The organism is Streptomyces sp. NBC_01012, from assembly GCF_045162755.1.
Taxonomy (GTDB): domain Bacteria; phylum Actinomycetota; class Actinomycetes; order Streptomycetales; family Streptomycetaceae; genus Streptomyces.
In genome coordinates this window covers 16,315-30,576 of the sequence record NZ_CP108688.1, presented here as the reverse complement: position 1 = coordinate 30,576, position 14,262 = coordinate 16,315, and the positions used below count along the sequence as shown (strand labels likewise).

The window sequence follows — 14,262 nt, the reverse complement described above, 5'->3', positions numbered from 1 at the left end:
GGTGCTCACTTCTGTCCTTCCGAGGAATCGGGGGATTCGGAGGGGTCGTACGGGGGGTCGTACGGGACGGGATCCGTGGGGAGGGAGCCCGTCGAGGGGGGTGGGGTCCTGCTGCCCTCGAAGAACTGCTCCATCCAGTCGCCGGCGTCCTCGGGCGAACCCGGCGGGGTGATAGCCGTCGGTGCCTCTTCCACCGCGGGGACGTACCCGTCACGGCGGGACCGGCGCTGGGGGAGCCGACGGCGGCCGGCGGGTTCATCCGCCTGCTGCGAGGGCAGCTCGGACGACGGCGCAGGACGCGCCTCGGGCTCCGGTGCCTGCCGGGGAACGGTGGCCTCGGGCGTGTCCGCCGGCGCCCCGGGGGAGGCGCCGGCCGGCGCCGGAGCCGGCGGAGGTGTGGGCAGCACCCGTCCGTCCGTCCCGCCGGCGGGTGCGAGCGTCTTGAGGAGTTCGAGCGGCACCAGGATGACCGCGCGGACGCCTCCGTACGGCGAAGGACCCAGATCGACGCCGAGACCGTGACGGTGGGCGAAGCGGCCGACGACGGCGAATCCGGTCTGCGGAATCTCGCCGACGTCGCCGACACCCAGCAGACGCCGGCCCGAGACGACCTCGCGCGCCTCGGCCAGCCGGTACTCGTCCAGGCCCAGACCACCGTCGTCCACCTCGACCACGGCCCCGCGCTGCACCGTGCGGACCGTGACGGGCACGCTCGTTCTGGGCGGTGAGTACTCCGTCGCGTTGGCCAGCAGCTCCGCGATCAGGTGGATCAGCGGCTCGACCACCGAAGCGGTGATCCCTACATCGGGGTCGCCGGTGACCTCCACACGCCTGAACGAGATGATCCGGCCCGAAGCGGCTCGCACCACATCGACCAGCGCCAGCGGCTTCTGCCACTGCTGACCCGGCCACTCCCCGCACAGCACCTTGAGACTCTGGGCATGACGGGCCTGCTGCGTCGCCGCATGGTCCACCTGCATGGTGGCCTCGAGCAGACCGGAGTCGGAGGGATGGCGTTCCGCCATTCCCGACACGGTGGCCTGGATCCGGTGCGCCGAGGTCTGGACGCGGCTCGCCAGTTCCACCAGCGCGATGCGCTGCGACTCGCCACGGCCGTCGACGACCTCGGTCACGTCCGCGAGGAGCCGGTCGTACCACTTGGCGAGTTCCAGTGCGAGGGGCTCGTCGGTCTGCGGGGATTCGGGAACCTCGCTCAGGCTCAGCGCGGCGGGCACCCGCTCCGCCACGAGGAACTCGGCCCCCTGCAGCGCCGCCTCGGTCTGGGTACGCACGTACGCGTGCCAGTCTGCGTCACGGCGCGAGGCCTCCGCCTCCCGCTCACGTACCTCGGCGTGCAGGCCGGCGGCCTCGGCCACGGAGGCCAGGTGCTGCTTCCGCAGGGACAGGAGGAGGGCGAGGACGAGCACGAACGCCGCGGAGAAGGCCACGGTCACACCGGTACCGAGACCGGCCACAGGTATGAGCGCTGCCGCGAACGCGACGAGGAGGACGAGGGCCACCGTCCAGAGAATGTTGCTCCTTCGGCGCTTGACCGGGGGAGTGGGGGGACGAGCCATGGAAGACCTTCGAGTCGGCGACACGTCAAAAGATCGTAGCCCCCACCGGCTAAGCGGAGGAGACAAGTGACACTAACTCCGCCGGTCTGCACCACACTTGGGCACGGTCCCCTCACAGGTCATCGCATATACACACGCACTTGGGCACGTCGAATACGCTCAGGAGTGCGGTCAAGGGGAACGCGTGAACCGTTCCGGACAGCGTCGTCGTCACCCCCTGGCCCGTGACCAGTGGTCGCGGGCTGCGGCGCGGAACCGGTCCGCGTAGGGTCAAGGCCATGGTGCATGTACTGAGCAGCAGGGTATTGCTGAGGCCCGGCGACCCGGAGGCCTCCAGGGACTTCTACGGACGGACGCTGGCGCTGCCCGTCTACAGGGAGTTCGGCACAGGACCCGAGCGCGGCACGGTGTACTTCCTCGGCGGCGGCTTCCTCGAGGTGTCCGGGCGTTCGGACGGCGAACCGGCCGACACGCTGCAGCTCTGGATGCAGGTCGACGACTGTGCGGCGGCCCACGAGGAGATCGCGGCCCGCGGGGCACGCGTCCTCCGGCCGCCGCTCCAGGAGCCCTGGGGGCTGATCGAGATGTGGATCGCCGATCCGGACGGTCACCGGATCGTACTGACCGAGGTACCCGCCGACCACCCTCTGCGCTACCGCCCCTGAGCGTCGCGGAGGACGGCGGACCTCACCGTGCGAAGACGTCCAGGGCGACACGGGCGGCCTGCGCGACGAGCGCGTCCTGCGGCTCCGCGTCGCGGACATCGCGACGGGAGAGTACGGCGAGGACGATCGGCGCCGAGTCCGGCGGCCGGACGACTGCGATGTCGTTGCGGGCGCCGTAGCCGCCCGTACCGGTCTTGTCGCCCACCAGCCATCCGGCCGGGGTGCCCGCGCGGATGAGGGCGTCGCCGGTGGTGTTGCGCTTCAGCCAGTCGTTCAGCAGTGCCCGTTCGTCCGCGCCGAGAGCATCGCCGAGCGTGTAGGCGCGCAGACCGGCGGCCAGGGCCCGAGGCGTGCTGGTGTCGCGGGGATCACCGGGCGCACCCTCGCTGAGGTCGGGTTCGAGGCGGTCGCACCGGGTGGTGCGGTCGCCGAGAGCCACGAGCGCCTTCTGCAGGGCACGGGGACCACCGAGCTCGCGGAAGAGGAGATTGGCCGCCGCGTTGTCGCTGTAGCGGATGGCAGCGTCGCACAGTTCGCGCAGAGTGAGCCCCGTGTCCACGTGCTGCTCGGTGACCGGCGAGTTGGCGACGAGATCAGCACGGTCGTACCGCACGCGGCGGTCGAGCCGCTGAATCCTGTACGTGTCCAGCACAGCACCCGCCAGCAGGGCCTTGCAGGTCGAGGCGTAGGCGAAGCGCTCGTCAGGGCGGTGGGTGACGGACAGGCCACTCCCGCTGTCGACCGCGTACACGCCCAGACGGGCATCGAACTTCCGCTCCAGCGCCTCGAACGCGCGCTGCGTCCCGGGCGTTGCGCCTCCGGACGGTGAGGGCGCCGGCGGCGCGGCATCGGACGTCGTCGTGTCACACGCGGCGAGCGGAAGGGTGGCGAGGCCGACCAGTGCGCAGAGCGCCGTACGGCGGGGGAGAGGGCTGAGCATGAGTACGACGGCCTCCTGGGTCCGGGTGGGCTGCCCACCGCCCGTCCGCTGACGCGCCCCTGTCGGCGCGGGTGTCCGGGGGCGCAGGGGCGATGTGGCCGACAGCGTTCTGGCGCTCCAGCGTAGGGCGGACCCTCGTGTTCTCCACCGTGCCTGTCGGCCGTTCGGGTTCTTCGTGCGGATGTGATGCAACCATCCGTGCCCCTCATGGGTCACATCAAGTGGGAGCAAACGGCTCTCAATGATGCAAGGGGGAAATATGCGCATTGCTCGTAATCTCGCCGCTGTCGGGACAGTCACCGTGCTCGCGGTGGGCGGCACGGCGGCGTTCAGCGCGACGGCCTCCGCCGCACCGAACGTCACGCCGCAGGGTGTCTGTGGAGCGGCCTACAAGACCGTGAACTCAGCGGCCATCGGCTCACAGGGCACGGTCTATCTGACGTACAACGCCTCCAACGGCCAGAACTGTGTGGCGACCATCCGCACCAACCCGGGTACGGCCGTCAGCATGTCCGCGTACGTCTACGTCCCCGACACCGACGAATGGGCCGGTGACGACGGTGAGTTCACCTCGTACGCGGGACCCGGCTACGTCCAGGGCAAGGGTCACTGCGTGAGCTGGGGCGGGCACATCGACAACGTGTACGTGTCGGTGGAGAACTCCAACTGTGCCGCCCTGAAGGAGCACAGGGTCACCGAAGTCCGCTGACACTCCGCTCTCAGCAGCGGAGTCTCAGCAGCGGAGCCGGCCTGTGCCTTCTGCGGCGGCGGGCCCAGCAGGAAACCCCTGCCGGGCCCGCCGCGGCACGTGACGCCCCAGCGTCCCGCGACCGGCAGGGCGCGTCGGACGGAGACGACCACCGGCGGCGGACGCGTACGGCTCAGATTCCGACGACCTTGGCGCTCGCCGACAGCTCGTAGACCAGGGTGACCGTGCGGTGCCCACCGGGCGGGAGCGTGACATCCCAACGGGCGATGCCGTCGGCATCGACCGTGTCGGGCTCGGGGGAGCAGGAATCCTTCCGCACGCGTATCTCCACGGCCGAGACCTCGGAGACCGGCAGCCGCTCCCGCACGGTGACCACCTGGTCGCCCCGCTCCTCGGGAGCGGAGAACCGGGACAGATGCAGTCGGACCGTGCGGGTGATGACGGTCCGCTGGGTGATGCCGGCCGTGTCCCGGGTCTCCTCGGCATGCCGGACCACCCGGTGGTCGTCGCAGCTGCCGAAGGCGAGCTCGACGGGGGCGCCGGGTGCGGTGAAGTCCAGCGTGCCGCGGCCCGCGAATCCACTGTCACGCACCAGGTCCACGGGCCCGGCGAGCAGCGCATGCCCTGCCAGGTTGTCGAACCGTACGACGCGGGTGACCAGAGGAGACAACTCGGGCGCGCACGCGTACTCGCTGCGCGCGGCCGTGCTGAAGGCGGACAGTGGCACACGGTGCGCCCGACCGTCGGCAGGCACCGAGACCGGCGCGGACGGCCGTAGCACCCGTGGCTCGCCGCCGTCGTCCACCCCCGGCAGACCATTGACCGGCGCCGGCCCGAGGCCGGCGATCTCCTCCTCGCGCAGCTCGACGCCCACCGTGCGGCGCTCCTCGGGGGAACGGTCCGTGAGCGTCAGACGATCCTCGTCGAGGCGCGGCGGTTCGGTGGCGAGTGCGGAGCGGGCCGTCGACAGTGTGAGGCGAACGTCCGACCAGTCCTCACCTGTGCGCTGCCAGACCACCGCGTCCGTCTCCAGGGCCAACGAGTCACCGTCGAGCACCGCCCGGTAGGCGGGCCGCCACAGCGCACACGAGGTGAGATGACTCAGACGCAGCCCGACCGGACCTGACGCCGCCGCTTCCACGGTCAGTTCGATATGGCCGACGAGCTCGGCCGGCTCCTCCTCGGACGCCTGCACGGCCCGCTCGGCCTGTCCGAGTTCGTGGGCGAGCGTGGTCAGCCGGGCCTCCACGGTGCGCAGCTCCTCGCCGCACGAGGCACGTTCGCCGTCGACCCGGTCCAGCTCGGCGCCCCACCGGGGCGTGTCCGTCTCCCCGTAGCCGGCACCCTCGCCGATCTCCCGCAGCAGATCCGCGGCAAGACGGCCGAGAAGGTCCCGGCGGGCGTGCAACCGGTCGCGCCGCTGCCCCAGGGTGAGTTGCTCGTCCTCGATGGCATGTATCCGTCGGCGCAGAGCGGAGTCGTCCTCGGCGTGCGGCAGGGGATCACGCGGTGTCCAACTGCGGACGATCCGTACGTCGAGCACGTTCGCCGGATGATCGGCGGACAGCTCGGCATGGAGGGTCCGGTCGACGGCCAGTGCGCTGACGGGGCCGAGGCGCAGCCGCTGTACACCCGCCTCCAGATCGAGTACCACGGCACGCTCGATATGGGCCCGATCCTCCAGGCAGGTCACAGCGGTGACGGGCAGGGCGATCGAGCCGGCAGCCGAGGCCGAAGCCGAATGCGGGGTCTTGGTCATGTCGGGTGTCAGCTCCTCCGGTTGCCGCCGACGAGGGACTTGCCGGCCGGCGTACGGATCTCGTAGCCGCCTTCGAGCAGGGCGGTTCCACCGGCGGGCAGATCCACCCGCCACACGCGGGCCCCCGGGGCATGGCTGTCGGGCCCAGGGCCGTCCTCGGGCACAGACCAATCGGCCCGCTCCTCGATCCTGACATCCGGATCGGAGGTGACGGGCACCCGCTCGCGCACCTCCACGGTGACGGGTCCGGCGAGGCGGTTGGCCAGCTCCACACGGACGCGGTGGTCGAGTACCGTGGTGCTGTTGCGCAGCCCCGATGCGGACTCGCGCACGTTCGTACGGCGGGTGACCCGGATGCCCTCCGCGGGGCCGAGCCCGACCCTGCGGACAGCGCCGGGGGCGAGCGTGGGCAGTGCGGCGGTCAGCAGGAACTCGCCGTCGACGCTGACCTCCACCGGGCCGGCCAGGAGAGCCTGGCCCGTGGCGTTGGAGAGCACCGAGGTGGCATACACGGTCTGCTCCACGGACGGTACGCAGAGGTACTCGGTGCGCATTCCCACTGCGATCTCGCCGACGGTGACGGTGTGCCAGGTGCCGTCCGACGGGATGTCGGCGCGGGCGGCGGTGTCGAAGCGGTGGTCGAAGGAACCCGCCGACTCCCGTGGCCGCACGGCATGCCCGGGCAGCGGAAGCGCCGCCACCGATGCGGCGCGGCGGCGGTGTTCGGCCGCCACCGGATCGAACGGGGAGTCGGGGAACAGCCTTCCCCTGCGACTGTGCTGCTCGCCGGGGCCGCACAGGACGAGGGCGGCGTAGTCGAGCTCGGCCCCGCTCGGCTGTGGTGGACCGGCCGGAGGGACCGGAGGCGGTGCGGCTCCGCCGGGGGCGGCAGGGGGCGGCCCGGCCTCCGCACTCAGCCCGGCACTCCTGCGCGCCCGTACCGGCTGTGCGGGCGGAGCAGCCGGCCCGCCGTAGGCCTGCGGCGGGTGCGGTGGTGCGGGGAGTCCGGCCGCGGCGGCCACGGGCGCCGGCCTCGTGGACGGGAGAGGAAGCGCGGCGTCGTATCCGGCGAACAGATCGGCCAGACCTCGCGGGGGTTCGCGCCAGCCGGACAGTGCGGGGGCGGGCTGGCTGCGCCCGATCCGGATCGAGCGGAGCTTCGGCAGCTCGGTCCCGCGCCGCAGATCGGCGGTGGCGAGGCCGACGGACACGCCCGACCAGTCCTCGCCGGTGCGCTGGGCCACCGCCGCACGCAGCACCAGACGGCCGTCGGGCTCACCCTGACGGTAGGCGAGCCGGTACACCGGCGCCCAGACAGCGCCCGGCACCCCGTATTCGAGTTCGAGCTCCACCTCGGCATCGGGCGCGTCCGCGCCGGAGGGATCGATGGTCAGGACGGCCGAGACCGTGGTGTCGACGTGCTCGGACGGTGCGTCGGTGGAGGCGCGAGCGAGTGCGTCCAGGGCGACAGCGAGCTCGTGCTCGGCACGGCTCAGCGCCTCCTCCAGTTCGACAAGGCGGGTGTGCAGACCCGTCAGCCGCTCGTCCACGAAGCCGGCGAGCTCCAGCCACGCATCGACCGGGGTGCGACGATGCCCGTCCTCACGCCGACGGCCGGGCGTGACCGGACGCAGAGCCCCGACCTCCTCGATGAGGCTCAGCTGGTGGTCGCGCCGTCCCTGCGCGGCCGTGCACTCCTCACGCAGCCGTTCGACCCTGCTCCGCAGTCCGTCGGATGTGGAGGCGCCGAGCGGCTCGGCCTCGACCTCCACCCGCGCTTCGCCGACACGCACCCCGCCGCCCCCGGGAACGCGGGCCCGCAGCGACCCCGCGTCCAGGGACCTGGGCAGCCCGGTCACCCGGACCCTGCCGTCCGACGGCACAAGTCCACGGGCCAGGCGACGGCAGACCGCGCCCTGCTCGTGGACCACCACCGAGTCGAGAGTCGACGTCCACCTCTGCGCTGTCTCGCCCGTCATACGTTCCCCCCATCGGTGCCGGGTCGAGTCTATGCCCGGGCCTCAACCGAGGGGCCAGGCCTCGATGTCCCGGTAGTGGATCGGTCCACGGCCGCGTCCGGCGTTGCTGCCGACCAGGTGCAGACGTTCGGCGGGCCACCGTCGGCCGGCGAATCCGGCGAACCCTTCGGCGATCTCAGCCGCCGAGGTCAGGTCCCCGCGCCGGGCACGCGCCAAGGTCAGATGGGGGCACAGAGGCCGGTCCTCCAGGGCGACACCGCAGTTCCTGACCGCGGTACGCACGTCGGCGGCGAGCCTGTGAAGTGCGTCGAGGTCTCCCTCGATCCCGCTCCACAGCACCCGGTCGTCGAAGGTGCCGCTGCCGCGCAGGGCGAGGCGCGGCGGCTGATGGTCCGCCGCGAGGGCCGCGAGCGGCCGACGCAGGAGCGGAACGGTCCCGGCCGGAAGTTCCCCGAGGAACGCCAGGGTGATGTGCCAGTCCTCGATGCGGTTCCACCGCACATGAGGGTGTGTGTCGTACGCGGGGCGCAGCTCCCCGGCCAGTTCGTCCTTCGCGTCGTCGGGCGGGGCGAGGGCGATGAACACGCGAACGGTCGCGGGCTGAGTCTGTTCGTTCACACAGGACTTCGTACAGCATCCCCTCGGCCGGCCCAGGACCGGGTGCGTGGTGGAGGGGATGCGTCCGCGCGACGAGCGGCCGCGGGGACGCATCCGCCGAGCGGATCAGCTCGGATTGTCGCCGTGGGTCAGTGTCTCCCAGGCCACGAAGAGGTTGTTGCTGCCGGACGGGCGGTTCTGCTCGGTCAGCCGCTGGGTGTTGGTCATCGCGGTGCCGAGGCGGTTGTGGAGGGCGTTGTACCCGACCTCGGTGACGGGACCGAGGCCCGTGTTGACCGATCCGCCGCACAGCCAGTCCGGCACCGGCTCGCCGAGCTCGTACGTCGACTGGAAACCGAGCGCCTGCCGCAGCCGCTCGCCGACGTCCGTGCCGTAGAGGTCCTCGCCCTGGATCCAGCTGGTCTCCGCGATGTGGGCGATGGCCGAGATGCCGTAACCGGTGTGCGTGAAGTCGCGGCAGGTCTCCTGGGTGAGTCCGGTGACGAAAGTGGACTGCCCCTGCCAGTAGTTGACGATCTTCTCGGTGGTGTCGAGGTTCTGGCTCGGCACGGTCTTCGGCACCGCGCCGTCGGATTCGAGGTAGACGTACGCGGCCGTGCGAGTCCGGAAGGTCGCCATGGCCTTGTCGTAGGACGTCTTGTCGTCGAGGAAGACGGAGATGCCGACGGCGGCCTCCATCATGGACAGCTCCCAGTTGCCGTTGGAGTTGGAGCCGTTGATGATCTCGGGCAGGTAGACATCGCGCAGCATGTCCGCGAAGCGTCCCGATTCCTGCCATGTGCCCGTGTAGGTGTGCTTGATGATCTCGGCCGCCTTCGGCCAGGAGGATCCGGCCCAGCCTGTCTGCAGCGGGGCGTTGCTGTTGGTGTGCTCCTCGATCACCGCCGACCAGGCGTCCATCAGCTCGATCGACTTCTTCGCGTACTGCTCATCGCGTGTGATGTACCAGGCGAGGGCGTTGGTGTACGCGGCGATCGCGTCCTCGCGTTCGTCCGTGCAGCCGTAGTTCGGGTCGGAGTAGGAGCCGCACTCGACGGTCGCGCGAGGTTTGGCGGTACGGCCCTGATCGGCGTACCTGCTCGACATCATCTGGTCGTACGCGCCCTTCCAGGGCTGCTCACCTGCGTTGACCTTCTCGCGGGTGAAGTCCAGCTGTCCCTGGGAGACGGTCACTCCCGGGTGGGCGAAGGCGGCGGGAGCGGCGTCGGCGCGGTGTGCCGAGCCGGGAAGGGAGAGGAAGCCGGCCACCAGAGCGGCGGTCGCGGCGGCGGCCGTGACCAGGAGCGCTGGACGCCGTCCGGAGCGGCGGTGTGCGGGGACGTCTGGCATGTGGGGGCCATCCATTCGTGTATGTGAACGATGCACTGGATGCTGAACGTGCGCGCTGATCGGTGACCATAGGTACAGACCAGGGCCCCGTCAAGGCTCAGCTCAGGATCTGCGACTCAACCGCCGTTCACGGATGAGAACTTGACCGCGCTTCGAGAGCTCTCGGCCACTGGTCACCCCTGGGGAGCGGTGACCTCACCGGGGCGGACGTCGTTGAGCCGGTGACCGATATCCGACGGCTGGCTCGGGGGACCCTGGTGACGGCTCGACAGAAGTTCTCCCGGGCGGGCCGCGTGCTCCGGTGCGGCGCGGTGATGTGCCTCCTCGCGCTGAGTGGCTGCGCCGGGAACGGCGAGAGCGACGCGAAGTCGCCGGCGACGGAGACCGAGGTCCTCGACGCGTACGGCGCGATGTGGGCGGAGCAGACGAAGGCGTACCGCGTGGCGTCGACGCGGGAGACCGACCTTTGGCGGTACCTGGCGCCGGCCGAACTGCGCACCGTCGAGGCGGATCTGGCGCGCATGAGCAAGGAACGCACGGTGATGCGTGGTGATCTCGGGCACGAGCCGGAGATCACCACGCTCACGGTCGGCGCCCAACCGAACACGGCGACGGTGCGGGACTGTGTGGACAGTTCGAGATGGCAGATCCTCGACACGACCACAGGGTGGCGGCTCCCGCCACCGGCCGACCAAGAGGTGAGGTACGTGGTCACGGCGAGGATGGAGCGCGGGGAGCGGTGGACGGTCACGGAGTACACCGAGGACAGAACTCACGGGTGCTGACCGCGCCCTGCCTTCGCATCGGAGCGCTCGGCGACGGGCACGTCCAGGGGGCGGGCGAGCCCGACGACCCCTTCATCGAGACGCTGCAGGTGCCGCAGCACGCGGAAGGTCACCGTGCCTGAGGGCTCCGTGCCCGAACCGTCGTCGCGCAGCGTCGAGGCGATACTGGCACCGGACTCGACCTTGCCCCGGGCCTCCTCGTCCTCGACATACGCGGCGAGCACCTCGATGTTGTGGGCGATACGCTGCCCGGCCCGGTGAAGCCGCGGGTCGGCCGCGACAGTCCTGCTGTGCGGCACGAGCTCGGCCGTCGCCGCGAGCGAACGGGCGTGGTACGCGCACGTCTCCAGCAGCGCCACCAGATAGCGGACGGTGCGACGCCGACCCCGCTGCGGGGCGATGGGATACGTCAACGGGCTGGTCGAATCCCGCAGCTCGTCCAGCGCCGTGTCCAGGCCCCGCGCCTTGCCGAGCAGATCGGACGCGGGCCCACCGCTGAGCTGTTCCACCGCTGCGGACGCGACATCACCCAGCCGCTCAAGGACCGTCCCCAGCAGTTCGTCGGTGCGACGGTCGGTACGCACCGGCAGCACCAGGACAGCCGCGACGACGCCGCACGCGGCGCCGATCGCCGTCTCCTCGATGCGCAGCACCAATACGTCGAAGCTGTACGAGTTCAGCAAGGTGTACAGCAGGCCCAGCATGGCCGTGACGAAGAAGGACATGACGGCGTACGACAGCGGCGCGCTGAAGAACATCGCGAAGATGAGGACAAGGACCAGCGCGAACGAGACCCAGGTGTTGTCACCGACCAGACCCGCCAGAGCGACACCGGCGACCGCACCCAGCAGAGTGCCCAGGAGCCGCCGGTAGCCCTTGACCAGGATCTCACCGGTGGAAGCGGTGTTGAGGAAGACCACCCAGCAGGTGAGAACAGCCCAGTACCAGCGGTCGGAGGAGAGGAACTCACCGCCGATCATGGCCAGTACCGAGCCCACCGACACCTGGAAGGCCGCCCTCGTGGTGGGACGCTGCAGCCCTCCAGGATCCTTGTCCTTGTCCCCACTCCCGGACGGCTCGGCGGTGCCGAGAGCGATGTCCTCCGCGTCGAACTCCTCCCGGGAACGGATGGTGGCCGGGGAGTCGTCGGACTCGTCCTGCGGAGCGCCCAGCGCGAGCCGTAGCCCCAGCACGGACCGGGCGGCCTCACCGATGCCACGAAAGGCGTCCTGGATGCCCGACGGCGCGGACGGCAGCCTCTCCTCCTCGCGGTAGCCGAGCAGCCTGTTGCGTACGTGGGCCACAGCCGTGCCGCCGTCGCGCGAGGGCGGCCTGCTCACCAGGAGGTGCAGAGCCTTCAGGTCCCGGCGAAGGGCGATGGTGGCGTCGTCCTCGGCAGGCCTCCAGTCCCCGGTGAGCGGCACAGGCGCGTGCGGCAGATGAAGGGTCAGGGTGTCCGCACGCTCGACACTGCGGGCGTTCAGCAGCAGCATCCCCAGCCGCTCCGTGGCGATCTCGGCATCCGCGACCCGACGTTGCAGCAGCGACGCCTTGTCCGCGTCCTGCGTGCCCTCCTCCAGACGGTCCTGGATCATCAGGGCCGTCTCATGCAGCCGCGCGGTGCGCTGGCGCATGTCGTCGAGAACCTTCTCCAGCTGCTCGGGGCCGGCGTCGAGCAGCTCGATCTGCATGGACACGAGTTGAGCCAGCCGCGTCCGGAAGGCGTCGCGCAGTCGTGCCAGGACACGTTGGGGCGTTTCCGGAACGATGGCGAACCGCACCACCGCGCTGGAGGCGAATCCGACGGTCAGCGACAGATAGAGCGCCGGCAGAGCATCCGTCGCGGCACCGACGAACAGGGCGAGGAAGTAGACCTGGAAGCCGATGAGGCCAAGTGCCGTGCCACGCTCGCCGAACCGCCGGCAGTAGACGGCACCGAAGATGAGGACGACGAAGAACAGATCGCCCGCGATGACCTGCGAGGTCAGCAGCGCGCCCAGCGATATCGCGACGAGCGCCACCGGCAGTCCGAGGGCAAGCGTGACCGCCTGGTCGCGCACCAGCTTGTCCTTGATCGCGAAAGTGGCCGTCATCGCCGTCATCGCACCGGCCACCATGTGACTGACCCCGGTGTCGAGCAGGGCCAGAACCACCAGCGCGAGTGCGATCGCCGAGACGGTCCGCAGCCCCGCGGTGAGCCGCAACAGCCCAGGATCGGACGCCGCGAACCGGTCCCACACCCTCGCCGCGCCCCGCCGCACTGCCCTCACCCTGCGCTTTCCTCCGCCACCCACCGTGCCCCACGTGCTGTTCAGCATCGCACGACGGCGAACCCGAGGACGAATGACTGCCGGGTCCGTGACACGGCGTGTGCGTCCGTGGGTCCGGCCGGCGCATCAGCCGTCGCCGTCCGGACCTCAGGACTCACACAGCGGTGCCCCGAACCATCTGTTCAGCGCGGTCCGCAGACCGCTGACATCGTCGGGCCCGTAACCGGTCCACGCGACATGGCAGTCGGGACGCAGCAGCAGCCCGGTCGCGGTCGTGCCTTCGGACTTGCCGCTCACCACGTCCACCCGGTCACGCCAGGGCCTCGCGGCGTCGGAGAAGTCACCGCCGAGGTCGAGCAGCAGGGGGCGCGCCGTCGTCGTCAGCTCGGCCAGCCGACGCGTACCGTCTCCGGTCCGCACCTCCAGGTCGGGAGCGAAGCCCTCCGTGCTGCCTGCGAGCAGGTGGGCGATCCGCTCGGTGCCGCCGGGTGAGGCGAGCAGCTCACCGAAGACGCTCCGCAGGGCGGTGACTTCCGGGCCGGGACGCATCAGCGCCGACTGGGCCAGGGTCGACGCCACGACACGCTCCGCGACAGGACGACGTTCCTCGTCGTAGGTGTCCAGCAGACCCTCGGGGGCCCACCCCTGCACCGTGCCGGCCAGCTTCCAGCCGAGATTGACCGCGTCCTGCAGGCCCAGGTTGAGGCCCGGACCTCCGATCGCCGAGTGCACATGGGCCGCATCGCCCAGCAGCAGGACCCGACCGTCCCGGTAGCGTTCGGCCAGCCGGGTGTTGCCGCCGGTGAGACGGCGCAGCAGATGCGGCCCTTCACCCTCCGGCGGACGCACCGGGACAGGCACGCCCAGCACGCGTTCGGCGCTCGCCATCATCTCCTCGAAGGTCATCGGCGCGCCGTGCTCGTCCGACGTACCGACTTCGGTGGTGTGCAGTGTGGGCGGACGGCCCGGCAGCAGCGCCCACACGATCGTCCCGCGCTCCGTGCGCACGTACAGCAGGGCCGGCAGGCTGCCGTGACCCGGGACGATCAGGTCGCCGTTCGGGGCGAGGTACTCGGGCGCCACCGACACGTTCGCCGAACGGGAGACGAAGTCGTCGTCCGTCACGCCGGGGAAGCCGATGCCGGACAGACGCCGCACCGTACTGCGTCCGCCGTCCGCCCCCACCAGATAACGGGCGGTGAGCGTCTCACCGCTGCCCAGGGTGATGCGTACGACGTCGTCGGTCTGTTCCACATCCGCCACTTCCTGCCCCATGCGGAGGGAGACGCCCAACTCCACGGCACGTTCGGAGAGGACCCTTTCGATCTGCTCCTGCGGCGCCGGGAGAATCCTCACGGGGTTGTCCTTGACGTCCGCGAGATCCAGCGTGAACGCACCGAACATGTAACGCGGCGCGGGCCGGGGCGGGCCGGCGGATCCGCTGATACGGGCGTAGAGGCCACGGCGGTCGAGCATGCGGACGATCTGACCGACGAGGCCGTTCGCACGGGGCTCGGTCTTCGGGCCGGTGAGCCGCTCGATCACGACCGGACGCACCCCGGCCAACGCCAGCTCGCAGGCGAGCATCAGCCCGTTCGGGCCACCGCCGACGATTACTACGTCCCACATGA

The 14,262-nt window shown here is 70.8% G+C and carries 11 protein-coding genes; 3 read left to right on the top strand and 8 right to left on the bottom strand.

The window, feature by feature from the left end; translation table 11 throughout:
- Window positions 1-5: 5 nt before the first annotated feature.
- Window positions 6-1,577, bottom strand: a complete 1,572-nt coding sequence (locus OG623_RS00110; RefSeq protein WP_406143110.1) for an ATP-binding protein — start codon at window positions 1,575-1,577, stop codon at window positions 6-8.
- Window positions 1,578-1,855: 278 nt separating this feature from the next.
- Between OG623_RS00110 and OG623_RS00105 the strand changes: the two genes are divergently transcribed.
- Window positions 1,856-2,242, top strand: a complete 387-nt coding sequence (locus OG623_RS00105) for a VOC family protein (RefSeq protein ID WP_406143108.1) — start codon at window positions 1,856-1,858, stop codon at window positions 2,240-2,242.
- Between the two features lie 22 nt (window positions 2,243-2,264).
- Here the strand turns inward: OG623_RS00105 and bla are convergent, their stop codons facing one another.
- Window positions 2,265-3,182 (bottom strand): class A beta-lactamase, encoded by a 918-nt coding sequence (bla, locus tag OG623_RS00100; protein WP_406143106.1) that lies wholly within the window; start codon window positions 3,180-3,182, stop codon window positions 2,265-2,267.
- A 259-nt stretch (window positions 3,183-3,441) separates the two neighbouring features.
- Between bla and OG623_RS00095 the strand changes: the two genes are divergently transcribed.
- The gene (locus tag OG623_RS00095; RefSeq protein ID WP_406143104.1) at window positions 3,442-3,891 is read left to right on the top strand and encodes a spore-associated protein; all 450 of its coding nucleotides are present in this window, start codon (window positions 3,442-3,444) and stop codon (window positions 3,889-3,891) included.
- 172 nt (window positions 3,892-4,063) lie between these two features.
- Here the strand turns inward: OG623_RS00095 and OG623_RS00090 are convergent, their stop codons facing one another.
- The 4 genes from OG623_RS00090 to OG623_RS00075 all read right to left on the bottom strand — a co-directional run bounded on the left by OG623_RS00090 (window position 4,064) and on the right by OG623_RS00075 (window position 9,576).
- On the bottom strand, window positions 4,064-5,650 hold the full coding sequence (locus OG623_RS00090; RefSeq protein ID WP_406143103.1) for a mucoidy inhibitor MuiA family protein: 1,587 nt from the start codon (window positions 5,648-5,650) through the stop codon (window positions 4,064-4,066).
- Window positions 5,651-5,658: 8 nt separating this feature from the next.
- On the bottom strand, window positions 5,659-7,629 hold the full coding sequence (locus tag OG623_RS00085) for a DUF4139 domain-containing protein (RefSeq protein ID WP_406143101.1): 1,971 nt from the start codon (window positions 7,627-7,629) through the stop codon (window positions 5,659-5,661).
- 42 nt (window positions 7,630-7,671) lie between these two features.
- Window positions 7,672-8,247, bottom strand: a complete 576-nt coding sequence (gene thpR, locus OG623_RS00080; protein WP_406143100.1) for an RNA 2',3'-cyclic phosphodiesterase — start codon at window positions 8,245-8,247, stop codon at window positions 7,672-7,674.
- A gap of 105 nt (window positions 8,248-8,352) precedes the next feature.
- Window positions 8,353-9,576, bottom strand: coding sequence for an alginate lyase family protein (locus tag OG623_RS00075; protein WP_406143098.1), 1,224 nt, complete (start codon window positions 9,574-9,576; stop codon window positions 8,353-8,355).
- A 257-nt stretch (window positions 9,577-9,833) separates the two neighbouring features.
- Between OG623_RS00075 and OG623_RS00070 the strand changes: the two genes are divergently transcribed.
- Window positions 9,834-10,361 (top strand): secreted protein/lipoprotein, encoded by a 528-nt coding sequence (locus OG623_RS00070; RefSeq protein ID WP_406143096.1) that lies wholly within the window; start codon window positions 9,834-9,836, stop codon window positions 10,359-10,361.
- Here the strand turns inward: OG623_RS00070 and OG623_RS00065 are convergent.
- Window positions 10,349-12,679 (bottom strand): FUSC family protein, encoded by a 2,331-nt coding sequence (locus OG623_RS00065; RefSeq protein WP_406143094.1) that lies wholly within the window; start codon window positions 12,677-12,679, stop codon window positions 10,349-10,351. The two genes, OG623_RS00070 and OG623_RS00065, sit on opposite strands and share 13 nt — an antisense overlap.
- 99 nt (window positions 12,680-12,778) lie before the next feature.
- Window positions 12,779-14,260 (bottom strand): FAD-dependent monooxygenase, encoded by a 1,482-nt coding sequence (locus OG623_RS00060; RefSeq protein WP_406143092.1) that lies wholly within the window; start codon window positions 14,258-14,260, stop codon window positions 12,779-12,781.
- Window positions 14,261-14,262 lie beyond the last annotated feature (2 nt).

Coding starts and splice junctions, on each gene's coding strand:
- OG623_RS00110 (WP_406143110.1), bottom strand. CDS start 1,577: ATGGCTCGTCCCCCCACTCCCCCGGTCAAGCGCCGAAGGAGCAACATT.
- OG623_RS00105 (WP_406143108.1), top strand. CDS start 1,856: ATGGTGCATGTACTGAGCAGCAGGGTATTGCTGAGGCCCGGCGACCCG.
- bla (WP_406143106.1), bottom strand. CDS start 3,182: ATGCTCAGCCCTCTCCCCCGCCGTACGGCGCTCTGCGCACTGGTCGGC.
- OG623_RS00095 (WP_406143104.1), top strand. CDS start 3,442: ATGCGCATTGCTCGTAATCTCGCCGCTGTCGGGACAGTCACCGTGCTC.
- OG623_RS00090 (WP_406143103.1), bottom strand. CDS start 5,650: ATGACCAAGACCCCGCATTCGGCTTCGGCCTCGGCTGCCGGCTCGATC.
- OG623_RS00085 (WP_406143101.1), bottom strand. CDS start 7,629: ATGACGGGCGAGACAGCGCAGAGGTGGACGTCGACTCTCGACTCGGTG.
- OG623_RS00075 (WP_406143098.1), bottom strand. CDS start 9,576: ATGCCAGACGTCCCCGCACACCGCCGCTCCGGACGGCGTCCAGCGCTC.
- OG623_RS00065 (WP_406143094.1), bottom strand. CDS start 12,679: ATGCTGAACAGCACGTGGGGCACGGTGGGTGGCGGAGGAAAGCGCAGG.
- OG623_RS00060 (WP_406143092.1), bottom strand. CDS start 14,260: ATGTGGGACGTAGTAATCGTCGGCGGTGGCCCGAACGGGCTGATGCTC.